The organism is Quadrisphaera sp. DVD1 (assembly GCF_058932755.1).
Map to the genome: position 1 here is coordinate 1 of NZ_JBZYWI010000041.1, position 22,121 is coordinate 22,121.

The window sequence follows — 22,121 nt, forward strand, 5'->3', positions numbered from 1 at the left end:
GCCCTGGTCTGGTGGCGGGTGCGGCGCGTGGTGGCCGAGGCCGACGTCTGGCGCTGGCTCGCCTGGGCGCTGACGGTCGTGGCCGCGGGCTCGGCGGCGACCCGCCTGCTGCTCGCCGTCCCAGGGGTGGACGACGGCACCGCCCTGGTCCCGCAGAGCGCGGCCGCCCTGGCCGCGTGCCCGCTGGTCTACCAGGGCCTGGTGCGCTGGAACCGCCTGCGCACCGCGCTCTCCGACCCGGGCGACTGGCTCAACGGCCTCAGCGCCGTCCTCGTCCTGGCGGCCATCGGCAACGCCGCGCTGACCGGCCCGGGCTCGTCCCTGGACGGCTGGAGCGGCACGGAGCAGCAGCTGTGGCTCCTGCGCGTCGGCGCGGAGGTCTCGGTCCTGGGCACCGCCCTGACCGTCCTGTCGATCGGGTCCCTGGTGCGCGACCCCCGGTCGTGGATGGTCAGCTCCGCCCTGCTGGCCGCGCTGGTCGCGGACGCCTCGGCCCCGCTGTCCGCCTCCTCCGCCGACGGCCAGCGGGCGCTGTGGTCCGCGCTCGGGTGGGGTGCCTGCTCGCTGCTCGTCGCGGGCGCCGCCGTGCTGCGACCGTCGCCCGCGCCACCCGGCACGGCCACGCCGGCCGCCCCCGCCACCGGCGCCCTCGTCGTGCTGCTGGCCGGCACGACGCTGCTCGTCCTGGACCGCGACCACGACCTGACCGACCCGTCCGTCTGGCTCGCCGCGCTGGCGGTGCTCGGGGTCGGCGGACGGCTGCTGCACCTCGTGCAGGACCTCACCCACCTCGCCAGGTCGCGGCAGGAGGCCCTCACCGACGACCTGACCGGCGTCGCCAACCGCCGCGCGCTGGTGCGCCACCTCGACCGCGTGACGGCCGGCGGGGGCCGCGCGGCCCTGGTGCTCCTCGACCTCGACCGGTTCAAGGAGGTCAACGACGGGCTGGGCCACAGCGCGGGCGACGACCTGCTGCGCATGGTCGCGGGCCGGCTGCGCGGCGCCCTCCTGCCCGCCGGCCCCGACGGTCCCGGACACCTGCTGGCGCGCCTCGGCGGTGACGAGTTCGCCCTCGTCCTGGCCGGGGCCGACAGCGCCACCGCCCGCGAGCGCGCCGGCGCGGTGGTCCGCTCGCTGCACGAGCCGTTCGTCCTCGCGGACATGGCGGTGCACGTGGCGGTCAGCACGGGCGTGGCGGCCAGTCCGGAGCACGGCACCGACCCCACGGCCCTGCTGCGGCGCGCGGACGCCGCGATGTACGCCGCCAAGCGCGCCGGGTCCTCCGTCGTCGTCTACGACCCGTCCCTGGACGCCGACGGCCGCGGCCGCCTGGCGCTGGTGGAGGACCTGCGCGTCGCGCTCGCCGAGGAGCAGCTGGTCCTGCACTACCAGCCGCAGCTCGAGATCAGCACCGGCCGGGTGGTCGGCTCCGAGGCCCTCGTCCGCTGGCAGCACCCCGTGCACGGGCTGATCGCCCCCGACGACTTCCTCGACCTGGCCGAGCAGCACGGCCTCATGGGCGCCCTCACCGACCGGGTCCTGGCCCAGGCCGTGGCGCAGGCGGCGGCGTGGTCGGCGGCGGGCACGCCGCTGCGCGTCTCGGCGAACCTGTCGGCCAGCAGCCTCCTCGACGTGGCCCTGCCCGCCCGGGTGGCGGACCTGCTCGCGGCGCACCGGGTGCCCGCCGGCGTCCTGGTGCTCGAGGTGACCGAGAGCGTGCTCATGAGCGACCCCGCCCGCAGCCTGCGCGTCACCCGGGCGCTGGCCGACCTGGGCGTGACGGTGAGCATCGACGACTACGGCACGGGGTACTCCTCGCTGGCCTACCTGCGCCAGCTCCCGGTCGGGGAGCTCAAGCTCGACCGCTCCTTCACCGCCGACCTGCTCGCCGACGCCCGCGCGGCCGCGATCGTCGCCAGCACGATCGACCTGGCGCACCAGCTCGGGCTGCGCATGGTGGCGGAGGGCGTGGAGGACGCGACCACCCTGGAGCGGCTGCGCGAGCTCGGCTGCGACGAGAGCCAGGGCTTCCACCACAGCCGGCCGCTGGACCCGGAGGCCTTCGCCGCGTGGTGGCGCGCTGCGGCTCCGGCCGCCGCCGCGGCGCGGGGGTTTGCCCCGGCTGCACGCGCCTGAGCATCATGTGGCCACCGGCCGGACGCCGCAGGGACACCTGGGCGTCCCGGTCCCGTCGACTCGCAGGGGAAGCGTCGGGCCCAGTCCTGATCTTGCTCCACGAACGGAAGAGGCACTGATGCGCCCGTCCACCCTCCGCTGCGCCGCCGTCCTGGGCGCCAGCGCGGTCGTCCTCGCCACCGCCGCGTGCGCGCCGCCCGAGCGCGAGCAGGAGTCGGCCTCCTCCGACGCGGCCACCGCCACCAGCGCGGAGGACCTCGGGGGCATGGAGGCGCTGGTCGAGGCCGCCGAGGCCGAGGGCGAGCTCAACGTCATCGCCCTGCCGCCGGACTGGGCCAACTACGGCGCGATCATCGAGGCCTTCGAGGCCGAGTACGACATCACGGTCAACTCCGACCAGCCCGACGCCGCCAGCCAGGAGGAGATCGACGCCGCGAAGCGGCTCGCGGGCGGCGACCGCGCCCCCGACGTGTTCGACCTCGGGCAGGCCGTGGCGCTGGCCAACACCGACATGTTCGCCCCGTACCAGGTGGCGACCTGGGACACCGTCCCCGAGGGCTTCAAGGAGCCGACGGGGCTGTGGGTCAACGACTACGGCGGCAACATGTCGATCGGCTACGACTCCGCCAAGGTGCCGGCCCCGGCGTCCGTGGCCGACCTGCTCGCGCCCGAGTACCGCGGCGCCGTCGCCCTCAACGGCGACCCGACGCAGGCGGGCGCGGCCTTCGCCGGCGTCGTCATGGCGTCGCTGGCCTCCGGCGGCTCGGCCGACGACCTCGCGCCCGGCGTGGACTTCTTCCGCCAGCTCAAGGCGGCCGGCAACTTCCTGCCGGTCGACCCGACGCCGGCCACGATCGCCTCCGGGCAGACCCCCGTCGTCATCGACTGGGACTACACCAACGCCGCCCAGACCGCGCAGCTGCCGACCTGGGAGGTCGTCGTCCCGTCCGACGCGGTGACCGCGTCGTACTACCACCAGGCGATCAACGCCGACGCGCCCCACCCGGCCGCCGCGCGGCTGTGGCAGGAGTTCCTCTTCTCCGACGAGGGCCAGAACCTCTGGCTGGCCGGCGGCGCGCGCCCCGTGCGCGCCGAGGCCATGGTCGAGGCCGGCACCATCGACGAGGAGGCGTGGTCGGCGCTGCCCGCCGTCGAGGGCGAGCCGGTCGTGCTCACGCCCGAGCAGAGCGACGCCGGGGCGCAGCAGCTGGCCTCCACCTGGGCCCAGGCGGTCTCGTGAGGCGGGCCGGCGCCACGCGCGCCGGCCTGCTGGCCGCGGCCGGGCTGCTGCCCTTCGCGACCGTGGTGGTGCTCTTCCTCCTCATCCCCACGGTCGTCGTGGTGGTGGGCGCCCTGTCGCAGGACGGGCGGCCGTCGCTGTCAGGGCTCACCGCCTTCGGCGACCCGACGGTGCTGCGCGCGTTCGCGCGCAGCACCTGGCTGTCGGCCTCGACCGCGGCGATCGGCGCCGTGCTCGGCGCCCTGCTCGCCCACGCGGTCGCGTCGGGTCCGCAGGAGGGGATCGTCCGCCGCGTGGTCACCAGCGCCTGCGGGGTGCTGGCCCAGTTCGGCGGGGTCACCCTCGCGTTCGCCTTCATCGCCACCGTGGGCGTCTCCGGCGTGGTGACGCTGTGGCTGCGCGACGCCCTGGGGATCGACATCTTCAGCGGGGGGGTCTGGCTGTTCGACATGCCGGGGCTGGTCCTCGTCTACACGTTCTTCCAGATCCCGCTCATGGTGATCGTCTTCCTGCCGGCGCTGGACGGCGTCCGCCCGCAGTGGCGGGAGGCGACGGTCACCCTCGGCGGCTCGACCTGGCAGTACTGGCGACACGTCGCCGGGCCGCTGCTGGCCCCGGCCTTCGGCGGCAGCGCGCTGCTGCTGTTCGCCAACGCCATGTCGGCCTACGCCACCGCGGCGGCCCTGGTCAGCCAGGGCTCGCCGATCGTGCCGCTGCAGATCCGGGCGGCCCTGACGAGCGAGGTGCTGCTCGGCCGCGCCGACCTGGGCCAGGTGCTCGCCCTCGGCATGGTCGTCGTCGTGGTCGCCGTGATGGCCGCACAGGCCCTGCTGCAGCGGCGGACCTCCCGCTGGGTCACCGGGTCGGCCCGGTGAGCACGGGCCGCCTGCGGGCGCTGCGCTGGAGCGTCCTGGGCCTCGCCGCGGTCTTCTTCGCCCTCCCCCTGCTGGCGATGCTCGACTTCAGCACCCGCACCCCCACCGGCGGGCGCAGCGGCGAGGACTGGGCGGCGCTGCTGGAGTCGCCGCCGCTCGTGCGCGCCATCGCGGCCTCGCTGGAGCTCGCCGCCGTGACGGCGGTCGCCGTGATCGCCCTGCTCCTGCCGACGATGCTGCTCGTCACCCTGCGCCTGCCCTGGGCCAGGCGCGCGGTGGAGGTGCTGTGCCTGCTGCCGCTGGCGGTGCCGGCGATCGTCGTCGTGGTCGGCATCGCCCCGGTCTACGCCTGGGTCACCTACCTCTTCGGCGGCTCGTCGCTGACGCTGGTCTTCGCGTACGTGGTCCTGGCGCTGCCTTTCGCGCACCGGGCGCTGGACGCCGGCCTGCGCAGCCTCGACGTCCTCACCCTCGTCGAGGCCTCGCGCAGCCTCGGGGCCCGCTGGCCCACCGTGCTGCTGCGGGTGCTGCTGCCCAACCTGCGCGGCGCGGTGCTCTCGGCGGCGTTCCTCACCGTCGCGCTCGTGCTGGGCGAGTTCACCTTCGCCTCGCTGCTCAACTACGACACGCTGCCGGTGGCGATCAACGCCGTCGGCAAGCGCGACGCGGGCGTCTCGGTCGCCGCCTCGCTCGCGTCGCTGCTGGTGGCGTTCGCCCTGCTCCTGGCCCTGTCCCTGCTGCCCGGCCCGGGAGCGCGCGCCCGCCGGCGCGGGCGCCTGCGGCCGGTCCCGACCCTGCGGAGCCCGCGATGACCGCCACCCGCCCCTCCCCCGACGCGACCGCGACCACCGGCCGGGGCGCGACCGGCGTCGAGGTGCGCCTGGAGGGCCTGACCCGCCGCTTCGGCGACGTCCTCGCCCTGGACTCCCTCGACCTCGCGCTGCACCCCGGAGAGCTCGTCGCCCTCCTCGGCCCGTCGGGCTGCGGCAAGACCACCGCGCTGCGCGCGCTCGCCGGGCTCGAGCGCCTGGACGCCGGCCGCGTCGTCGTCGGCGGGCGCGACCTGGCGCGGGTGCCCGCCCACCGCCGCGACATGGGCATGGTCTTCCAGGCGTACAGCCTGCTGCCGCACCTCGACGCCCTCGACAACGTGGCGTTCGGGCTGCGCCTGCGCGGGGTCGGGGCCGCCGAGCGCCGCCGCCGGGCGATGGAGTCCCTGGAGCTCGTGGGGCTGTCCGAGCAGGCGAACCGCTACGCCTCCCAGCTCTCCGGCGGGCAGCAGCAGCGCGTGGCCCTGGCCCGGGCCCTGGCGATCGAGCCCCAGGTGCTGCTCCTCGACGAGCCGCTCTCGGCGCTGGACGCGAAGGTGCGCGCCCAGCTGCGCGAGGAGATCCGCCGGATCCAGACCGAGGTCGGCACGACGACGCTGCTCGTCACCCACGACCAGGAGGAGGCCCTCGCGGTCGCCGACCGGGTCGGGGTGATGCGCGCCGGCCGGATCGAGCAGCTCGACGCGCCCGAGGCCGTCTACCGGCGTCCCGCGACGGCCTTCGTCGCGGAGTTCGTCGGGCAGGTCAACCGGGTGCCCTGCGTGGTCTCGGGTGGCGTCGCCGAGCTGCTGGGCGCCCGCCAGCCCGTGCTGGGCAGCGCGTCCGACGGGCCCGGCACGGCGCTGCTGCGCCCGGAGGACGTGATCCTCTCGGCCGCGGGCACCGCCCCGGGTGTGCCCGCCACGGTGCTCAGCTCCTCGTTCCTCGGCCCCACCAGCAGGATCACCGTGGGCCTGTCGGACGGCGAGCGCCTCGTGGCCCAGCTGCCCACCGCGGAGGCCGGCGGGCTGGCTCCGGGCGCGGCCGTGCGGGTGGGCGTGCGCTCCGTGCCGGTGCTCGTCCGCCAGCCACCGACCGGCTGAGCGATGACTCCGGCCGCTGCCCGGAGTCTCCTGGACGGGCGCGAGACCGCGCCCGCGACTGCGACCGCTGGAGGGACCCCCATGCCGAGCACGAGCCACGCCGGGCCGCTGGACGCCTCGTTCACCGCAGCCATCCGCAAGGACGGCGCGTTCCCGACCTACCTCGAGCTGGCCGGCTCCGACGAGCTCCTCGGCACCCGGCGTGCGGTCAAGGTCACCGGATCCCTCGACGGCCACCCCTTCGAGGCCACCCTCATGCCCTCGGGCGGCGGACCGCACTGGCTGCCGCTGCGCGTGGCGCTGTGCAGGACCATCGGCAAGGCCGACGCCGGTGAGCTGGTCGACGTCCACCTGCAGCAGCGGCTCAGCTGACCCGCCGGCGCGTCCACCGCGCCGCGCCGGGCGGCTCAGAGCGTCCCGGTGTCGGCGCGGGCGGCGTCGGCGACCTCCTCCTCCGGGCGGGGGGCGACGGTCTGGTCCAGCTCGACGTCCTCGACCTGGTGGTCGGGCTGCTCGCTCATCGGCGATGTCCTCTCTGCGGGGTCCGGCCTGGGCACCGATCCTGTCCGGCTGCGCGCGGTCGCGCGCGCCGAGCGGGCGACACGCTGCCGCGGGGGTAGCGCTGCTACCTAGGTAGTGACACCATCGTCGCCATGAGCTCGAGCGACGTGGAGGCCGCCTGGCCCGCGCAGTGGCTGCGCGGCGTGCTCGAGCTCGCCGTCCTCGCGGTCGTCGACCGCGGGGAGACCTACGGCTACCGGATCGCCGCCGCCCTCGAGGAGGCCGGGTTCGGGGCCGTCAAGGGCGGCACCCTCTACCCGCTGCTGGGGCGGCTGGAGGACGACGGCGCCGTGGCCGCCACCTGGCGCGAGGGCGCGTCCGGGCCGGGCCGCAAGTGGTACACGACCACGCCCGCCGGCCGGGAGCGGCTGCGCGTCCAGTCCGACCGCTGGCGCGACTTCACCGCGCTGACCACCGCCCTGCTGCCCGAGCCCGTCGCCCCCGTGGTTCCCGTCACCCCCGTCACCCCCGTCGTTCCCCTCGCCACAGGAGGCCGGTCATGACCGTCGTCGAGCGCCCCGAGGTCCGCCGCTACTGCGCCGACCTCCTCCTCGCCCTGCGGATGGAGGACGTGCCCGGTCCCCGCATCGGGGAGGTCCTGACCGAGGTCCGCGCGCACCTGGCCGAGTCGGGCGAGGATCCCGTGCAGGCGTTCGGCAGCGCCGCGGACTACGCCGCCGCCCTGGCCGCCGACGCCCCGCCGCAGCCGCGGCGCGAGCGGATCGCCGGCCAGGTCCAGGGCGCCGCCCTCTTCCTCGGCGCGTGGTGGCTCGTCGACGGCGCCTCGGCCCTGGCCACCGGCGACCGGGCGGACCTGGGGCCGGTGCCGGTCGTCGCCGCGGTGGCGGCCGGGACGGCGGCGCCGTGGCTGCTCGAGCAGATCGTCGCCACCGGGTCCCGCGCCGCCGTCGCGGGGCGGATCCTGCGCGTCGTGGCCCTGGCGACGGTCGGGGTGCTCGCCCTCGCCCTGCTCGGGGACCGGTGGGCGCTGACCGTGCCCGCCGCGCTGCCCCTGCTGCTCGGCGTGGCGCTCGTGGTGGCCGGGGCGCTGGCCCACCGGGTGCCGGTCGACCCGGTGACCGACCCGTTCGAGCCGGCGTCCGCCGTCGCCGCCCGGCGCCGCCGCGACACCCTCCTGGCGAACCTCGTCCTGTGGGGCTCGCTGGCGGTCATGGCCGCCGTCGCGGTGGGTGTGGCCGTGCTGCTGGACCGCGTGGGCTGAGGCTGCTCAGCCCGGCTCGCCGCGGCGCTTGCGCCGGGCCACGACGACGAGGTCGACGACCGAGACCACCACGAGGACGACGGCGAGGACGACGAGCCACGTCGCGCCGCCCAGCACGACCGTCGCGATCCCGATCGCCGCCCAGAACAGGAGGCCGAAGGAGGCCAGCACCAGGCGCAGGGTGAGCGCGCTGTAGGCGGGCGCGGCGCGGAAGACCCGCGCCGTGGGGTCGTGGTGGTCCGGCCGCCCGCCGCGCTGCTCCGCCATGCGCCCCCCGTACCCGCAGCGCCCCCGTCCACCCGCTCCGCCCCCGTGCACCCGCTGGCCTACCGTCGGGCCGTGGCGAGCGCACGAGTCCTGACCGCACCCGCCCCGGCCGACGTGCCGGGGCTGCTGGGCGCCCTCGAGGCGGCCCTGTCCGGGGCCGGCCCCGCCCTGGCCCCGGTACCCGCGGGCGCCCCCGGCGCCGCGCTGGCCGCCGCGGCCCGCCCCGAGCAGCCGGTCGAGGACGACGTGGCGCTGCTCGTCGGCACATCGGGCTCGACCGGCGAGCCCAAGGTGGTCGAGCTCGGCGCTGCGGCCCTCACCGCCTCCGCGCTCGCCACGGCCGACCGGCTGGGCGGGCCCGGCCGGTGGCTGCTGGCCCTGCCGCTGGAGCACGTGGCCGGCTGGCAGGTGCTCGTGCGCAGCGTCGTGGGCGGGACCGCGCCGGTCGTCGCCGCCTCGGCGAGCACCGCCGCCGTCACCTCAGCCCTGCACGACCTCCTCCGCTCGGCCGGCAGCCGGCGGTACGCCTCCCTCGTCCCGACCCAGCTCGTGCGCCTCCTCGACGACCGCGCGGCCGCCGACGCGCTCGCCGGGCTGGACGCCGTCCTCCTGGGCGGGGCGGCCGCCGCGCCCTCGCTGCTCGCGCGGGCCGAGAGCGCCGGCGTCCGCGTCGTGCGCACCTACGGCGGCACCGAGACCAGCGGCGGCTGCGTCTACGACGGGCGCCCGCTGGACGGCGTCGCCGTGGCCCTGGACCCCGACGGGCGGGTGCGCCTGGGCGGTCCGGTGCTGGCCCGCGGCTACCGCGGGCGCCCCGACCTCACCGCCGCAGCGTTCGTCGAGCGCGACGGGCAGCGGTGGTTCGCCACGAGCGACGCCGGGGAGGTGGGTGCGGACGGCGTCCTGCGCGTGCTCGGGCGCCTGGACGACGTCCTCGTCACCGGCGGGCGCAAGGTGGCCCCCGCGGCGGTGGAGGCGGTGCTCGGCGCCCTGCCCGGCGTCGCGGAGGTGCTCGTGGTCGGCGTGCCCGACCCCGAGTGGGGCCAGCGCGTGGTCGCCCTCGTCGTCGCCGCGGCGTCCGGGCCCCCCTCGCTGGAGCAGGCGCGGGCCGCGGTGGCCGAGCGGCTCGGCGCCGCCGCCGCCCCGCGGGCGCTGCTCAGCGTGCCGGCGCTGCCGCTGCGGGGGGTGGGCAAGCCCGATCGGGTGGCGGCGGGGGCGCTGGCGGCCCAGCGGCTGGCCGGGGGCGGCTAGCCTGGACCCTCGTGGCCAGCACCGGTGAGTGGATCCAGGGAGCCCGACCGAGGACGCTGCCCGCCGCGATCTCCCCCGTCCTCGTCGGCACCGGCGCCGCGGTCGGCATGGGCGAGGGCTCGGCGCCCCGCGCGCTCCTCGCCGCGCTCGTGGCCCTGGCGCTGCAGATCGGCGTCAACTACGCGAACGACTACTCCGACGGGATCCGCGGCACCGACGCCGACCGGGTCGGGCCGCTGCGCCTGACCGGCTCGGGGCTGGCCCGGCCCGGCGCGGTGAAGCGGGCCGCGTTCGCGGCGTTCGGCGTCGCGGCCGTGGCCGGCACGGTGCTCGTGGCGCTGTCCGGGCAGTGGTGGCTGCTCGCCGTGGGCGCCGCGGCCGTCGTCGCCGCGTGGACCTACACCGGCGGCCCGCGCCCCTACGGCTACGCCGGCCTGGGCGAGGTGTTCGTCTTCGTCTTCTTCGGCCTCGTCGCCACGCTGGGCACCACCTACACGCAGGCGGGGCGGGTCAGCGGCCCGGCCTGGGCCGGCGCGGTGGCGGTCGGCTCGCTGGCCTGCGCCATCCTCGTGGCCAACAACCTGCGCGACGTGCCCACCGACGCGGTCGCCGGCAAGCGCACCCTCGCCGTGCGCATCGGCGCGCCCGCCACGCGGTGGCTCTTCGTGGCGCTGCTCGTCATCCCGTTCGTGCTCGCGGGCGCCACCGCACGCACCGCCCCCGGGGCGCTGGCCGCCCTGCTCGCGCTCTTCCTCGCCCTGCGCCCGGCCGCGGACGTCATCACCGGCGCCAGCGGGCGGGCCCTCGTGCGCGTCCTCGGGCACACCGGGTCGCTCCAGCTGGTCTACGCGCTGCTGCTCGGCGTGGGCCTGGCCGCGGGGTCCAGCGTCGCGGTGGTCGGCTAGCGCGTCAGGGCGCGGGCGGGCCGTCGCGGCGCTGCTGCGCGGCGGCGTCCTCGATCGCGGCGTCCTCGTCCACCCGGGGCGCCCGCGCGGTGCGCGCCGCGGCCCGCTGCTCCATCCGCTCCACGACCACCTGCCGGGGCCCGGCGAGCAGCAGGTATGACAGCGCCGCCGAGAGCACGACCGTCAGGACCACCCACAGCAGGTCGCGCAGGCCCACGAGGTACAGGAGCCCGCCGACGGCGACGAGCAGGGTGAAGCGGAGCAGCGTGTAGCGCAGGAACGGGACCACGCGGCAAGCCTAGGCCCGCAGCGGCGGCGCCTACGATGTGCCGGTGCCGTCGCTGGTGGGTCTGGTCGTGCTGGTCGTGGTCGTCTACGCGCTGGTGGACTGCCTGCGCAGCCCGGACGCCGAGGTCATCGGCCCGCCGCGGTGGGCGTGGATCCTGCTCATCCTCCTGCTGCCGCCGCTGGGCGCCCTGGCGTGGCTGCTGCTGGGCCACCGCCGCGGCCCCTCGGCCCCTCCAGCGCGGACGCAGCGCCCGGTCGCCCCGGACGACGACCCCGAGTTCCTCTGGCGCCTGGACCAGGAGCGCCGCCGCGGCCAGGAGCCCTGACCCGGCCGCACCCCTCACCGCACTTCTCCGGAGAAGTGCGGTCCCTGAGGTCTCGCGAACAGCACTTCCGGGCAGAAGTGCGGTCTCTGAGCCGCCGCGAACAGCACTTCCGGGCAGAAGTGCGGTCGGGTGGGGCCGTGTCAGCCGATGCCGGCGTAGGAGTGGTTGCCGGGGAAGAAGACGTTGACCACGCCGAAGTTGATGAGCAGGCAGACGAAGCCGGCGACCGAGACCCACGCGGCCCGGCGTCCGCCCCAGCCGCCGGTGGCCCGGGCGTGCAGGTAGGCGGCGTAGACGACCCAGATGACGAACGTCCACACCTCCTTGGGGTCCCAGTTCCAGTACCGGCCCCAGGCCACCTCGGCCCAGATCGCGCCGGCGACGAGGGTGAAGCTCCACAGCGGGAACGACACGGCGATGAGGCGGTAGCTGGCGCGCTCGAGCTCCTCCGAGGGCGGCAGCGCGTCCATGAACCGGCCACCGCGCGGGGGGCGGCCGAGAGCGCGGGCCTGCTCGCGCCGCTCCTGCACGAGCTGCAGCACGGTGGAGGAGAAGGCGATGGTGAACAGCGCGCTGGAGACGAACGCGATCGAGACGTGGATGACGAGCCAGTAGCTCTGCAGCGCCGGCACCAGCTGCGCCGACTCGGTGTAGAGGACGGCGACCGCGAGCCCCAGCGACAGCAGCACCGGGCCGATGACGAAGGCGCCGAGGAAGCGCAGGTCGCGGCGCAGCAGCGTGACGGCGAACACGGCGGTCACCACAGCCGAGCCGGTCAGGGTGAACTCGTACATGTTGCCCCAGGGCACCCGGCTGGCCGAGACCCCGCGGGCGACCACGGCGCCGGCGTGCAGGAGCAGCGCGAGCCAGGTCATGGCGACGGCGATCCGGGCGGCGCGGCGCTCGCCCTGCAGGGCCTCGGTGCGCGCGGCGCTCGGCCCGGTGGACGCCGTCCGCGCGAGCGCGGAGGACGAGCCACCCGAGCCCACGCTCGCCCCCACCGTCTCCCGCTGGGCGCGGGCCCGCTCGCGGGCCCGGTCGCGCGCGGCGTCGCCGAGGCCGGCGAGGTCGACCGCGAACGCCCCCAGGGCGATCGTGTAGACCGCCATCGCCGAGTAGACGAGGTTGTTGCTGGTCTCCGCCAGCGCGGTGTCCACGCTCACGATGCGCTCCCTGCTCCCTGCTCGTCCTGCGGTCCGTCGTGGAGCTCCTGCTGGCCCAGCGCGGCGCGCAGCGCCGCCACCACCGCGTCGGTCTCCTGCGCCAGCCCCGGGTCCTCGCTGCGGGCCAGCGCGGCCACCTCGACCAGCGTACGGGGGCCGCCCGCCGCGTCGCCGGTGGCGCCCACGGCGACCGCGCGCACCCACAGGCGCCGGCGCGGCACGAACAGCGAGGCGGTGAGCCCGGCGATCGCCAGCAGCGAGAACACCAGCGCCGCCCCGCGCGCCGGGTCGTGGCGGATGGTGATGCCGGCGTAGCGCTCGAGGCGGTCGAAGGTCACGGTGCCGCGCCCGCCGGGCAGGTCGATGCTGTCCCCCGGCGCGAGCGCGGCGCGGAACGGCTCGCCGTCGTCGCTGGTCAGCTGGGCCATCTCCGTCGTGTCGAGCTCGTAGACGTTCTGCGGCACGCCGCCGTCGAGGCCCAGGTCGCCCTCCCAGACGGTGAAGAAGAGCCGGGGGTCGTCGGCGTCGGGGAAGACCGAGATCGGCCCCAGCTGGGGGTCGACCACCGCGGTCGGCAGCAGCGTGCCGACGAGGCCCAGCTGCTCCGGCGCCGCGTCGGTGACCTTGACCACGGTGCGCGAGGCGTAGTTGGCGTCCTGGGGCAGCGAGGGCACCTGCCCGGAGAAGGCCACCTCGCCGTCGGCGTCGCGCACGGTGATCACCGGGGCGTAGCCGTTGCCGGCGAGGTACACCGCAGCGCCGCCGACCCGCAGCGGCTCGTTGACCCTCAGCTGCTCGGTGTGCGGCGCCTCGCCCGGGGCGTCGACGACCTCGAGGGTGGCCTCGAAGTCGCGCGCCGCGCCGAACTGGTTGCCGGCGGCCTCGCGCTCGAACTCCACGCGCAGCGACTCCAGGGAGAAGCGGAACGGCGGCAGGTCCTCCGGGGAGGCCCACGTGCCGGGGTCGAAGGAGTCGTAGGCGGCCAGGGAGTTGGCGAAGGCGCGGCCCTGGGGCAGCAGCACCTGGCCGCGGTAGCCGTAGAGCCCGCCGAGGGCGACGGCCACGAGCACCCCGACGAGGGAGAGGTGGAAGACGAGGTTGCCGGTCTCGCGCAGCTCCCCGCGCTGGGCCGCCAGCGAGCCGGGGTGCGCGGCGACCCGGTAGCGGCGCCCCGCCAGCACGGTGCGAGCAGCGGCCAGGACGGCGTCCGGGTCGGCGCCGGGCCCGGCGTCCACCGCGAAGCGCCGGTGCTCGGGCAGCCGCTCCAGGCGGGCGGGGGTGCGCGGCGGCGGCGTGCGCAGGGCCCGCAGGTGCTGGCGGCTGCGCGGCAGGACGCAGCCGACGAGGCTGACGAACAGCAGCAGGTAGATGGCCGAGAACCACGGCGAGGCGTAGACGTCGAAGAGGCCGAGGCGGTCCAGCCAGGGCGCCAGGTCGGGGTGCTCGTCGACGTACTGGGTGACCACCACGGGGTCGATCCCGCGCTGGGGCACCACCGAGCCCGGCACCGCGGCGACCGCCAGGAGCATGAGCAGGAACAGCGCGGTGCGCATGCTCGTCAGCTGGCGCCAGGCCCAGCGCACCCAGCCCACGAGCCCGAGGCCGACGGGCGGCCCTCCGGTCGAGGCGTCGCGGTGGCCCTCGGGGAGCTGCTCGGTGCGCTCCTCGTCGGAGATCGCGCTCACCTCAGATCACCGTCACGAACGAGTCCGACAGCGCCGCCTGCAGCGCGCGCACCCACTCGCCCCACACGCCGGTGAGCAGGAGCACACCGATGACGACGAGGGCGACCCCACCGGTGCGGGCGATCGCCAAGCGGTGGCGGCGCAGGACCCCGAGCAGGCGCTGGCTGCGGCCCAGGCCCAGGGCGACGAGCACGAACGGCAGGCCCAGGCCCAGGCAGTAGACGAGGGTGAGCAGCGCCCCGCGCCAGGCCGTCCCGGCGTCGGTGGCCAGCAGCAGCACCGCGGACAGCGTCGGGCCGATGCACGGCGCCCAGCCCAGCCCGAAGGTCACGCCCAGCAGCGGCGCGCCCGCGAGGCCCGCCGCGGGGCGCCAGCGCACCCGGCGCTCGCGGGTCAGCGCCGGGGCCACGCCGAGGAAGACCAGCCCCATGAGGACGACGAGCGCACCCAGCCAGCGGGCCAGCTCGGCGTCGTAGCGCTGCAGCAGCGCTCCGAGCCCGCCGAAGGCGGTGCCCAGGACGACGAAGACCGCGGAGAAGCCGAGGACGAACAGCAGCGCCCCGAGCACCGTCCGGCCGCGGCGCTGGCGCTCGAGGTCGACGCCGGTCAGCCCGGTGACGTAGCCGAGGTAGCCGGGCACGAGCGGCAGCACGCACGGGGACGCGAAGCTGACCAGGCCCGCGAGCGCCGCCACGGGGATCGCCAGGAGCAGCGGGCCGTCCAGCGCGGTCCCGGCCAGGCCACCGGCCGCGAGGACGCTCACCGCGCCTCCGCGGGGTCCTGCGCCTGGCCCTGCGCGGGGTCTTCCGCGGCGCCCTCCGCGAGCACGTCCTCGACCAGGCCGGTGAGGATGTCGGGCTCGACCCGGCCGAGCACCCGCGCCGCCGGGCGGCCGAGGGTGTCGAGGATGACGGTGGACGGCACGGCCTGCGGCGGCACCGTGCCGCGCAGCGCCAGCAGCGCCTCGCCCTGCTCGGCGTCGAGCACGCTCGGGTAGGGGACGGAGAAGGTGCGCTCGAAGGCCGCCGCGGTGCCGGCGTCGTCCTCGGTGTTGACCCCGACGAAGCGGACGCCGGCCGGCGCGGTCTCGGTGGCGACCGCGGCCAGGTCGGGGGCCTCCACGCGGCAGGGGCCGCAGGCGGCGTACCAGACGTTGACCACGACGACGCTGCCGCGCCAGTCCGCGACGTCGACCTCGGTGCCGTCCGTGGCGGTGCCGGTGAGCTCCACCGGGTCCCCGCGCTCGGCGACGGGCACCTGCTGGCGGGTGCCGTCACCGGAGATGTAGCCCTTGGAGTCGCCCGTGCGCGCCTGCTCCCCCAGCGCCGAGCCGGAGCAGCCGGCCAGCACCGGGACGGTCGCGGCCAGCGCGGCCAGCGCCAGCGCCGCGCCCCGCGAGCGCGCGCGCATCAGGCGCCCGCCACCGGGTTCGCCCCGGGCAGCAGGGCCCCGGCCGGCTCGGAGTACTCCACCCCCACGAGGGCCGTGCCGTCGAAGCGCAGGGTGGTCAGGCTCGCGAGGGTGCACTCGCGGCGGCGGGGGTCGTGCCACAGCCGCTTGCCCTCGGCGCTGCGGCGGGCCATCCAGATCGGCAGCTGGTGGCTGACGAGCACGGCCTCGTGGCCGGCCGCGCGCGCGGCGGCGTCGCGGGCGGCGGCCAGCATGCGCGCGGCCTGCTGGGCGTACGGCTCGCCCCAGGAGGGGCGCAGCGGGTTGCGCAGCACCCACCAGTGCTGGGGGTGGGTCAGGGCGCCGTCGCCGACCCCGAAGGTCAGGCCCTGGAAGTGGTTCTCGGCCTCGATCAGCCGCTCGTCGGTGCCCACGGCGAGGCCGAACGCCGCCGCGACCGGCTGCGCGGTCTGCTGGGCGCGCTCGAGCGGCGAGGCGGTGACCTCCACGACGTCGTGGCCCTGCGCGACGAGGGTGTCGGCGACCCGGCGGGCCATCTGCTCCCCCAGCTCGGAGAGGCGGTAGCCGGGGAGCCGGCCGTAGAGCACGCCCGCGGGGTTGTGGACCTCGCCGTGGCGCAGCAGGTGGACGGCGGTCAGCGGCATGGCTCCAGTATCGCGCGCCGTCCTGTGCGCCCCGTGCTCCCGGGGGCGCGCACGGGTGTGAGGTGGCCCGCACTCCCTCGGGGGCCGCTCCCGGCGCTCAGCCCTGGGCGGCGGCCGCGGCCCGCGCGGCGTGCGGCAGGGCCTCCAGCACGAGCCCCACGGCCTCGTCGTCGTGGGCGGCGGAGACGAACCACGACTCGTAGGCGCTCGGCGGCAGGTGGACGCCGCGGCTGAGCATCTCCTGGAAGAAGGCCGCGAAGGCGGTGGTGTCCTGGCGGCGCGCGCTGTCGTAGTCGGTCACCGGGCCCTCGGTGAAGAAGATGCTGAACATGCTGCCCGCGCGCCCGACGGTGTGGACCACCCCGGCCTCGGCCAGCGCCGCGGAGGCGGCGTCGCGGATCGTCGCGGCCACGGCGTCCACCCGGGCGTAGACCTCCGGGGTGCACGCGCGCAGCGTGGCCAGGCCGGCCGCGGAGGCGACCGGGTTCCCCGACAGCGTGCCCGCCTGGTAGACCGGCCCGGCCGGGGCCAGGTGCGCCATGACGTCGGCGCGGCCGCCGAAGGCCGCCATCGGGAAGCCCCCGCCCATGACCTTGCCGAAGGTGAACAGGTCCGGGGCCAGCCCGTCGGCGTAGGGGCCCTCCAGGCCGTACCAGCCGGAGCGGCTGAGCCGGAAGCCCGTCATCACCTCGTCGGAGACCAGCAGCGCCCCGTGGGCGCGGGTCGTGCGCAGCAGCGCCTCGGTGAAGCCCGGCTGCGGGGCCACCACGCCCATGTTGCCCACGGCCGCCTCGGTGATCACCGCGGCGATCCGCTCGCCGTGGGCGGCGAAGGCGGCCTCGAGCGCGGGGACGTCGTTGTAGGGCAGGACGATCGTGTCCTTCGCCGTCTCCTTCGTGACCCCCGGGGTGTCCGGCAGGGCGAACGTGGCCAGCCCGGAGCCGGCCGAGGCCAGCAGGGCGTCGACGTGCCCGTGGTAGCAGCCGGCGAACTTCACGACGACGTCGCGGCCGGTGAAGCCGCGGGCCAGGCGGATGGCGGCCATGACCGCCTCGGTGCCGGAGTTGACGAGCCGCACCTGCTCCACCGGGCCGACCCGGGCCACGAGCTCCTCGGCGAGGGCCACCTCGTTCTCGCTGGGGGTGCCGTACGAGAAGCCCTTCGCCGCCGCCGCGGTCACCGCCGCCAGGACGTCCGGGTGCGCGTGCCCGAGGATCATCGGCCCCCACGAGCAGATGAGGTCCACGTAGCGCCGCCCGTCGGCGTCCGTGAGGTACGGCCCCGCGGCCGAGGCGGTGAACCTCGGGGTGCCGCCGACGGCGCGGAAGGCGCGCACCGGGGAGTTCACCCCGCCCGGCAGGACGGCGCTGGCGCGGGCGAAGAGGGCCTCGGAGGCCGGGGCGGAGCTGGGGCGGGTCACCGCACCATCCTCTCTCCGCCGCCCGCGAGCCACCCACCGGGCGCGCCACCCAACCCGCGGCCCTGGTGGCTACCCTTCCCTGGTGACTCCGCAGACCACGGCGCCGGAGCCCTCCCCCGCGACCCTGCGGCGCTGGCGGCGCCAGCTGGCCGACGAGCGGCTGGAGGCGGCGGTCTACCGCGACCTCGCCGCCCGCCGCAGCGGCGAAGAGCGCGAGATCCTCCTGGCGCTGGCCGAGGCGGAGGCCCGCCACGAGGCGCACTGGGTCGAGCTGCTGGGCGACCGCGCGGGCGCGCCCGTGCGGGCCGACCTGCGCTCGCGGGTCTTGGCCCTGCTGGCGCGGCGGTTCAGCTCGGTGTTCGTGCTGGCCATGGTGCAGAGCGCGGAGACCCGCGGCGCAGCGGACGCCGACGTCGACGCCACCGCGGCGATGGCCGCCGACGAGCGGGTGCACGCGGAGGTCATGCGCGGGCTGGCCGCGCGGGGCCGGGCGCGGGTCTCGGGCACCTTCCGCGCGGCGGTCTTCGGCGCCAACGACGGGCTCGTGAGCAACCTCGCGCTCGTCCTCGGCGTGATCGGCGGCGGGCTGGGCACGCGGGCGGTGCTGCTCACGGGCCTGTCGGGCCTGCTCGCCGGGGCCCTGTCCATGGGCGCCGGGGAGTTCATCTCCGTGCGCTCCCAGCGCGAGCTGCTCGACGCCTCCGCGCCCGGCACCGGGGCCGCGGAGGTGCTGCCGCACCTCGACGTCGACGCCAACGAGCTCGCCCTGGTCTACCGCGCCCGCGGGATGTCCTCCGAGGACGCCGTCGCGCGCGCCGACGCCGCCCTGCGCGGCTGGCCGGCGGCGCCGCACGAGTCCGCGGTGCACGCGCACGCGCTGGACCACGACGTCGTGGGCAGCGGCGTGGGCGCGGCGGTCTCCAGCTTCCTCTTCTTCGCCTCGGGGGCGGCGATCCCGGTGCTGCCCTTCCTGCTCGGCATGACCGGCACCCCAGCGGTCGTCGTGGCGATCGTGCTCGTGGCCCTGGCGCTGATGCTCACCGGAGCCGTCGTCGGCGTCCTCTCGGGCGCTCCACCACTGGGGCGGGCGCTGCGCCAGCTCGCCGTGGGCGCGGCCGCCGCCGCGGTGACCTACCTGCTCGGGCTGCTCTTCGGCGCGACCGTGTCCTGAGCGGCGCCCGCCGCGGTGGCGTCCCGGGCTGCGGAGGCCGCTCGGTCGGCGCAGCCGGGCGCTCCACCGCGCAGGTGCGCGGAGACCCTGGCGAACGCCCTGCCGAGCACGGCGACCTCCTCGGGCTCGAGCTGGTCGAACAGGTGCTCGCGGACCCCCGCGACGTGCAGCGGCGCGGCGGCCGCGAGCGCGGCGTACCCGGCGTCGGTCATCACCGCCAGGACGCCGCGCCGGTCGTCGGCGCAGGCCTCGCGACGCAGCAGGCCCCGGGCCTCCATCCGGGCGGCGGTGTGCGTGAGGCGGCTGCGGGAGTGCACCAGGCCGTCGGCCAGCTCCGACATCCGCACGGCCCAGCCCGGCGCCTCGGACAGGCGCACGAGCAGCTCGTACTCCGTCATCACCAGGTCGTGGGCCGACTCGTCGAGGTCGCGCCCGAGGCGGGCGTGGAGCAGCTGCGTGGCCTCCAGGTAGTCGCGCCAGACGCGCTGCTCGCCCTCGCTGAGCCACCGGGTGCCGTCCATGCGGCGAGTCTACGCGGGAACAGTTGAATTCTCAATCACGTTGAGGCACGATGACAGCAACCCCACCGACCACCCTGGAGGACGCCATGAGCACGACCACCCTTCCCGCCGGCCTGACCGCCGGCACCTACACCGTCGACCCGTCCCACAGCGAGGTCGGCTTCACCACCCGGCACGCCATGGTGACCAAGGTCCGCGGCACCTTCTCCGACGTCGAGGGCACCGTGGTCCTGGACTCCGACGCGAACCTCATCAGCGTGAACGCCGTCGTGCAGATGGCCTCGATCGACACCCGCAGCGCCGACCGCGACGGGCACCTGCGCAGCCCCGACTTCTTCGACGTCGAGACCTACCCGACGATGACCTTCACCTCCAAGAGCGTCACCGTGGGCGGCGACGGCTTCGTCGTCGTCGGCGACCTGACCATCAAGGGCGTGACCCAGGAGGTCACCCTGGACGTCGAGGCCGCCGGCGTGGCCACCGACCCGTTCGGCAACGTGCGCGCCGGCTTCTCCGCCGAGTTCGAGATCAACCGCAAGGACTTCGGGCTCACCTGGAACGCCGCCCTGGAGACCGGCGGCGTCCTGGTCAGCGAGAAGGTCAAGATCGGCCTGGACATCTCGGCCATCAAGCAGGCCTGAGCCTCCCCCGCACTGCCGACGGAGCCCGGCACCGCCTCGCGCGGTGCCGGGCTCCGTCGCGTCAGCCCCCAGCGCACCCCCGATCCGCACTTCCCCGCAGAAGTGCGGGTCGGGGCGCCGTCGGAACCGCACTTCCCCGCAGAAGTGCGGGTCGGAGCGCCGTCGGAACCGCACTTCCCCACAGAAGTGCGGGTCGGGGCGCCGTCGGAACCGCACTTCCCCGCAGAAGTGCGGGTCGGGGGGAGGGCGGGGGTCAGCGCGGGGAGATGCGGAAGACCGGGTGGCGCGGGGCCGCGGCGAGCAGCTCGGCGTCCGAGGCGCCGGCCCCGACGCCCTCGAAGAACGCCCCCACCTCGAACGCCCACCGGCGCAGGTAGGGCCGCAGCACGGCGGGCTTGTCGGCGTCCGCGAGCTCGACGGCGGTGAAGGCCTCCCGCGAGCGACCGCGCAGCAGCTGCCCCTCGCCGGCGGCCCGCAGGTTGCGCACCCACTGGGTCTGCCCGCGCGGGGAGACGAGGTAGCGCTCGCCGCCCAGCTCCAGGACGTTGACCGGCGTGGTGCGCACCTCGCCGGAGGCCCGGCCGCGGACCGCGAGCACGCGCGAGCCCCACACGCTGAGCCCGCGGCGGGTCAGCCAGGCGACCGCGGGGTTCATCACCCGCCGGGTCACCGCCCCGGGCGCGAGGTAGCGGCGGCCCGGCGCAGTCTCTTCAGAGAGCACTGATCTCGTCATGGAGCAACAGTCGCGCTTCCGCCCGTCCGCGTCAAGAGCACCGCTCTTTACAGCGAGCGCCGATCTCGTCCCGTGGCATGCTGCCTCCGTGACCGCCGTCCGCACCGCCCGCGACCGAGCCCGCGCCGAGCTCACCGCGGAGATCCTCGCCGCCGCCCGCCGCCAGCTCGCCGAGCACGGCGCCGCCGCCCTGTCGCTGCGGGCGGTGGCGCGCGAGCTGGGCATGGCCTCCTCGGCCGTCTACCGGTACTTCGCCACGCGCGACGAGCTCCTGACCGCCCTGCTCGTGGAGGCCTACGACGGGCTCGGTGACGCCGTGGAGCCCGCGGCCGCCCCTGCACCCGGCCGCACCCCCCGCGAGCGCTGGCTCGCCGCATGCGCCGCGGTGCGCGCGTGGGCCCTGGCGCACCCGCACCAGTACGCGCTGCTGTACGGCTCCCCCGTGCCCGGGTACGCGGCCCCGCCCGCGCGCACCAGCCCCCCGGGCAGCCGGGTGGCGCTGACCCTCCTGGCGGTCGTGGCCGACGCTCCCGCGACCGGCTCCGCGAGGCCCCTGGCCCCGGCGCTGGCCGCCCAGGCCGCCGGAGTGGTCGACGCGGTCGCCCCCGGGCTGGACCCGCAGGTGCTGGTGCGCACGGCGTCCGCCTGGACCGCGCTCTTCGGCCTGGTCAGCTTCGAGCTCTTCGGCCAGCTGGACGGCACCTTCGAGCCGGCGGACGCGCTCTTCGCCCACGCGGTCGAGGGGCTGGCCGACTCCCTGGGGCTCTGACCCTCAGGGACGGGGCAGGTCGCGCGTCCAGGAGTGCTTCTCCCGGCGGTTGCGCCCGGTCGCGGCCGAGCAGCGCGGGCACAGGTGCAGCGGCCGCTCGCGGCTCTCGTCGGCGACCCGGCTGAAGGCCACGTGCGGGAAGGTCGTCAGCTGCGAGCGGCTCAGCGCCAGCCCGCACAGCGTCTGGTTCGTGCCCGGCTCCCAGGCGTGCACGTCGCCGGCCGGCTGTCGCACGCCGTCCTCGTCCTTCTCCTGGCTCGACGCCGCCACCGCCGCCGATCTGCGCTGCGCCACCACGGGTGCCTCAGGCGCCAGGGGTGCGGCCGCCGCTGCGGTCCGTGCCGCTGGCCGGCGGGGTGGTCGGGACGCTGGTCGGCACGGGCGTCGAGGCCACCGGTCGGTCGGCGGGCGACCCCGGCACCGCCTCGTGGCGCCCGGTGCCGCCCCCTGCCGAGCCCCGCACGCGACGCCAGGTGCGCTGCACCTCCGGGCGCGCCAGGAGCGCCTGGCCGCTGGTGACGATCTGCTCGTAGCGCCCGTGCCCGGCGCGGGCGCCGAGGACGTACCCGGCGGCCAGGCCGAGCGCCAGGGTCAGGGTGCGCACCATCCGGTGGACCGCTCCGGCGCCCGCCTCGGCGGTGCGGGCCACCGGGGTGACGAGCACCGAGCGGGCGGTGGAGCGCAGCTGGGCGCTCCGCCGCGCGGAGGCCCTCCCGGCCCTGGCCGCCTTCAGCGCCATCACGGCCGAGGAGCGCCGCGTCGGCCGGCCGGCGTTCCGGAGCCGGCCGGTGAGCGCCGACGCCGTGCCGGCGGCCCCACCGACCACCGAGCGGGTGCCGCTCGCAGCACCACCCACCACCGAGCGGGTGCCGCTCGCGGCACCACCCACCACCGTGCCGGCACCGCTCGCAGCAGCGCGCAGGGCGGAACGGGAGCCGCCGAGGACCGCCGCACCGGTGCGCTGCGGGAAGCGCCCAGCAG

Annotated in this window: 26 protein-coding genes; 14 read left to right on the forward strand and 12 right to left on the reverse strand. The window is 76.7% G+C overall.

Annotation, left to right across the window (positions count from 1 at the left end; all coding sequences use genetic code 11):
- The 8 genes from AC5FZL_RS06740 to AC5FZL_RS06775 all read left to right on the forward strand — a co-directional run.
- A partial coding sequence (locus AC5FZL_RS06740) for a putative bifunctional diguanylate cyclase/phosphodiesterase (RefSeq protein ID WP_493617799.1) occupies positions 1–2,136 on the forward strand: 2,136 nt, incomplete at its 5' end.
- Positions 2,137–2,254: 118 nt separating this feature from the next.
- Positions 2,255–3,376, forward strand: a complete 1,122-nt coding sequence (locus tag AC5FZL_RS06745; protein WP_493617800.1) for an ABC transporter substrate-binding protein — start codon at positions 2,255–2,257, stop codon at positions 3,374–3,376.
- A complete protein-coding gene (locus AC5FZL_RS06750) occupies positions 3,373–4,251 on the forward strand; it encodes an ABC transporter permease (protein ID WP_493617801.1) in 879 nt (292 codons plus the stop codon). Before AC5FZL_RS06745 ends, AC5FZL_RS06750 begins: the two co-directional genes overlap by 4 nt.
- On the forward strand, positions 4,248–5,063 hold the full coding sequence (locus AC5FZL_RS06755) for an ABC transporter permease (protein ID WP_493617802.1): 816 nt from the start codon (positions 4,248–4,250) through the stop codon (positions 5,061–5,063). The genes AC5FZL_RS06750 and AC5FZL_RS06755 overlap by 4 nt, the downstream gene beginning before the upstream one ends.
- A complete protein-coding gene (locus tag AC5FZL_RS06760; protein ID WP_493617803.1) occupies positions 5,060–6,163 on the forward strand; it encodes an ABC transporter ATP-binding protein in 1,104 nt (367 codons plus the stop codon). Before AC5FZL_RS06755 ends, AC5FZL_RS06760 begins: the two co-directional genes overlap by 4 nt.
- An 81-nt stretch (positions 6,164–6,244) precedes the next feature.
- Positions 6,245–6,535 carry a DUF1905 domain-containing protein gene (locus tag AC5FZL_RS06765; protein WP_493617804.1) on the forward strand — a complete coding sequence of 97 codons (291 nt, stop codon included), beginning with the start codon at positions 6,245–6,247 and terminating at the stop codon, positions 6,533–6,535.
- A gap of 281 nt (positions 6,536–6,816) precedes the next feature.
- A complete protein-coding gene (locus AC5FZL_RS06770; protein ID WP_493617805.1) occupies positions 6,817–7,227 on the forward strand; it encodes a PadR family transcriptional regulator in 411 nt (136 codons plus the stop codon).
- On the forward strand, positions 7,224–7,946 hold the full coding sequence (locus AC5FZL_RS06775) for a hypothetical protein (RefSeq protein ID WP_493617806.1): 723 nt from the start codon (positions 7,224–7,226) through the stop codon (positions 7,944–7,946). The genes AC5FZL_RS06770 and AC5FZL_RS06775 overlap by 4 nt, the downstream gene beginning before the upstream one ends.
- 6 nt (positions 7,947–7,952) lie before the next feature.
- Here the strand turns inward: AC5FZL_RS06775 and AC5FZL_RS06780 are convergent, their stop codons facing one another.
- Positions 7,953–8,213 (reverse strand): DUF6343 family protein, encoded by a 261-nt coding sequence (locus AC5FZL_RS06780; protein ID WP_493617807.1) that lies wholly within the window; start codon positions 8,211–8,213, stop codon positions 7,953–7,955.
- A 72-nt stretch (positions 8,214–8,285) separates the two neighbouring features.
- Between AC5FZL_RS06780 and menE the strand changes: the two genes are divergently transcribed.
- Together menE and AC5FZL_RS06790 are read left to right on the forward strand one after the other, a co-directional pair.
- Positions 8,286–9,464, forward strand: a complete 1,179-nt coding sequence (gene menE / locus AC5FZL_RS06785; protein ID WP_493617808.1) for an o-succinylbenzoate--CoA ligase — start codon at positions 8,286–8,288, stop codon at positions 9,462–9,464.
- Positions 9,465–9,475: 11 nt separating this feature from the next.
- The gene (locus AC5FZL_RS06790; protein ID WP_493617809.1) at positions 9,476–10,369 is read left to right on the forward strand and encodes a 1,4-dihydroxy-2-naphthoate polyprenyltransferase; all 894 of its coding nucleotides are present in this window, start codon (positions 9,476–9,478) and stop codon (positions 10,367–10,369) included.
- Between the two features lie 4 nt (positions 10,370–10,373).
- Here AC5FZL_RS06790 and AC5FZL_RS06795 read toward each other — a convergent pair whose 3' ends face one another.
- Positions 10,374–10,658 (reverse strand): DUF4229 domain-containing protein, encoded by a 285-nt coding sequence (locus tag AC5FZL_RS06795; RefSeq protein WP_493617810.1) that lies wholly within the window; start codon positions 10,656–10,658, stop codon positions 10,374–10,376.
- 43 nt (positions 10,659–10,701) lie between these two features.
- Between AC5FZL_RS06795 and AC5FZL_RS06800 the strand changes: the two genes are divergently transcribed.
- A complete protein-coding gene (locus tag AC5FZL_RS06800; protein ID WP_493617811.1) occupies positions 10,702–10,983 on the forward strand; it encodes a PLDc N-terminal domain-containing protein in 282 nt (93 codons plus the stop codon).
- Positions 10,984–11,123: 140 nt separating this feature from the next.
- Here AC5FZL_RS06800 and ccsB read toward each other — a convergent pair whose 3' ends face one another.
- The 6 genes from ccsB to hemL form a co-directional block, all read right to left on the reverse strand.
- Positions 11,124–12,146, reverse strand: coding sequence for a c-type cytochrome biogenesis protein CcsB (gene ccsB, locus AC5FZL_RS06805; RefSeq protein WP_493617812.1), 1,023 nt, complete (start codon positions 12,144–12,146; stop codon positions 11,124–11,126).
- The gene (gene resB / locus AC5FZL_RS06810) at positions 12,143–13,831 is read right to left on the reverse strand and encodes a cytochrome c biogenesis protein ResB (RefSeq protein ID WP_493617813.1); all 1,689 of its coding nucleotides are present in this window, start codon (positions 13,829–13,831) and stop codon (positions 12,143–12,145) included. Before resB ends, ccsB begins: the two co-directional genes overlap by 4 nt.
- A 1-nt stretch (position 13,832) precedes the next feature.
- Positions 13,833–14,594, reverse strand: coding sequence for a cytochrome c biogenesis CcdA family protein (locus AC5FZL_RS06815; protein ID WP_493617814.1), 762 nt, complete (start codon positions 14,592–14,594; stop codon positions 13,833–13,835).
- Positions 14,591–15,241 (reverse strand): TlpA family protein disulfide reductase, encoded by a 651-nt coding sequence (locus AC5FZL_RS06820; protein WP_493617815.1) that lies wholly within the window; start codon positions 15,239–15,241, stop codon positions 14,591–14,593. The genes AC5FZL_RS06815 and AC5FZL_RS06820 overlap by 4 nt, the downstream gene beginning before the upstream one ends.
- Positions 15,241–15,885, reverse strand: a complete 645-nt coding sequence (locus AC5FZL_RS06825; protein ID WP_493617816.1) for a histidine phosphatase family protein — start codon at positions 15,883–15,885, stop codon at positions 15,241–15,243. Before AC5FZL_RS06825 ends, AC5FZL_RS06820 begins: the two co-directional genes overlap by 1 nt.
- Before the next feature lie 97 nt (positions 15,886–15,982).
- Positions 15,983–17,305: a glutamate-1-semialdehyde 2,1-aminomutase gene (hemL, locus tag AC5FZL_RS06830; RefSeq protein WP_493617817.1), complete on the reverse strand. Its 1,323-nt coding sequence runs from the start codon at positions 17,303–17,305 to the stop codon at positions 15,983–15,985.
- A 79-nt stretch (positions 17,306–17,384) separates the two neighbouring features.
- Here hemL and AC5FZL_RS06835 point away from each other — a divergent pair, with 79 nt between their 5' ends.
- Positions 17,385–18,476, forward strand: coding sequence for a VIT1/CCC1 transporter family protein (locus AC5FZL_RS06835; protein WP_493617824.1), 1,092 nt, complete (start codon positions 17,385–17,387; stop codon positions 18,474–18,476).
- Here AC5FZL_RS06835 and AC5FZL_RS06840 read toward each other — a convergent pair.
- Positions 18,437–18,997 (reverse strand): MarR family winged helix-turn-helix transcriptional regulator, encoded by a 561-nt coding sequence (locus tag AC5FZL_RS06840; RefSeq protein WP_493617818.1) that lies wholly within the window; start codon positions 18,995–18,997, stop codon positions 18,437–18,439. The genes AC5FZL_RS06835 and AC5FZL_RS06840 overlap by 40 nt on opposite strands.
- Positions 18,998–19,083: 86 nt before the next feature.
- Between AC5FZL_RS06840 and AC5FZL_RS06845 the strand changes: the two genes are divergently transcribed.
- A complete protein-coding gene (locus tag AC5FZL_RS06845) occupies positions 19,084–19,638 on the forward strand; it encodes a YceI family protein (protein ID WP_493617819.1) in 555 nt (184 codons plus the stop codon).
- Positions 19,639–19,891: 253 nt separating this feature from the next.
- Here the strand turns inward: AC5FZL_RS06845 and AC5FZL_RS06850 are convergent, their stop codons facing one another.
- On the reverse strand, positions 19,892–20,371 hold the full coding sequence (locus tag AC5FZL_RS06850; protein ID WP_493617820.1) for a nitroreductase family deazaflavin-dependent oxidoreductase: 480 nt from the start codon (positions 20,369–20,371) through the stop codon (positions 19,892–19,894).
- 88 nt (positions 20,372–20,459) lie between these two features.
- Between AC5FZL_RS06850 and AC5FZL_RS06855 the strand changes: the two genes are divergently transcribed.
- Positions 20,460–21,140, forward strand: a complete 681-nt coding sequence (locus AC5FZL_RS06855) for a TetR/AcrR family transcriptional regulator (RefSeq protein WP_493617821.1) — start codon at positions 20,460–20,462, stop codon at positions 21,138–21,140.
- 3 nt (positions 21,141–21,143) lie between these two features.
- Here the strand turns inward: AC5FZL_RS06855 and AC5FZL_RS06860 are convergent, their stop codons facing one another.
- Together AC5FZL_RS06860 and AC5FZL_RS06865 are read right to left on the reverse strand one after the other, a co-directional pair.
- Complete coding sequence (locus AC5FZL_RS06860; protein ID WP_493617822.1) at positions 21,144–21,434, reverse strand: hypothetical protein; 291 nt, start codon at positions 21,432–21,434, stop codon at positions 21,144–21,146.
- 10 nt (positions 21,435–21,444) lie between these two features.
- The coding region (locus AC5FZL_RS06865) for a hypothetical protein (protein ID WP_493617823.1) at positions 21,445–22,121 on the reverse strand (677 nt) is incomplete at its 5' end.

Excerpts from the sequence above, each read along its gene's own strand:
- AC5FZL_RS06745 (WP_493617800.1), top strand. The coding sequence starts at position 2,255 with ATGCGCCCGTCCACCCTCCGCTGCGCCGCCGTCCTGGGCGCCAGCGCG.
- AC5FZL_RS06760 (WP_493617803.1), top strand. The coding sequence starts at position 5,060 with ATGACCGCCACCCGCCCCTCCCCCGACGCGACCGCGACCACCGGCCGG.
- AC5FZL_RS06765 (WP_493617804.1), top strand. The coding sequence starts at position 6,245 with ATGCCGAGCACGAGCCACGCCGGGCCGCTGGACGCCTCGTTCACCGCA.
- AC5FZL_RS06770 (WP_493617805.1), top strand. The coding sequence starts at position 6,817 with ATGAGCTCGAGCGACGTGGAGGCCGCCTGGCCCGCGCAGTGGCTGCGC.
- AC5FZL_RS06775 (WP_493617806.1), top strand. The coding sequence starts at position 7,224 with ATGACCGTCGTCGAGCGCCCCGAGGTCCGCCGCTACTGCGCCGACCTC.
- AC5FZL_RS06780 (WP_493617807.1), bottom strand. The coding sequence starts at position 8,213 with ATGGCGGAGCAGCGCGGCGGGCGGCCGGACCACCACGACCCCACGGCG.
- AC5FZL_RS06820 (WP_493617815.1), bottom strand. The coding sequence starts at position 15,241 with ATGCGCGCGCGCTCGCGGGGCGCGGCGCTGGCGCTGGCCGCGCTGGCC.
- AC5FZL_RS06825 (WP_493617816.1), bottom strand. The coding sequence starts at position 15,885 with ATGCCGCTGACCGCCGTCCACCTGCTGCGCCACGGCGAGGTCCACAAC.
- AC5FZL_RS06840 (WP_493617818.1), bottom strand. The coding sequence starts at position 18,997 with ATGGACGGCACCCGGTGGCTCAGCGAGGGCGAGCAGCGCGTCTGGCGC.
- AC5FZL_RS06845 (WP_493617819.1), top strand. The coding sequence starts at position 19,084 with ATGAGCACGACCACCCTTCCCGCCGGCCTGACCGCCGGCACCTACACC.
- AC5FZL_RS06850 (WP_493617820.1), bottom strand. The coding sequence starts at position 20,371 with ATGACGAGATCAGTGCTCTCTGAAGAGACTGCGCCGGGCCGCCGCTAC.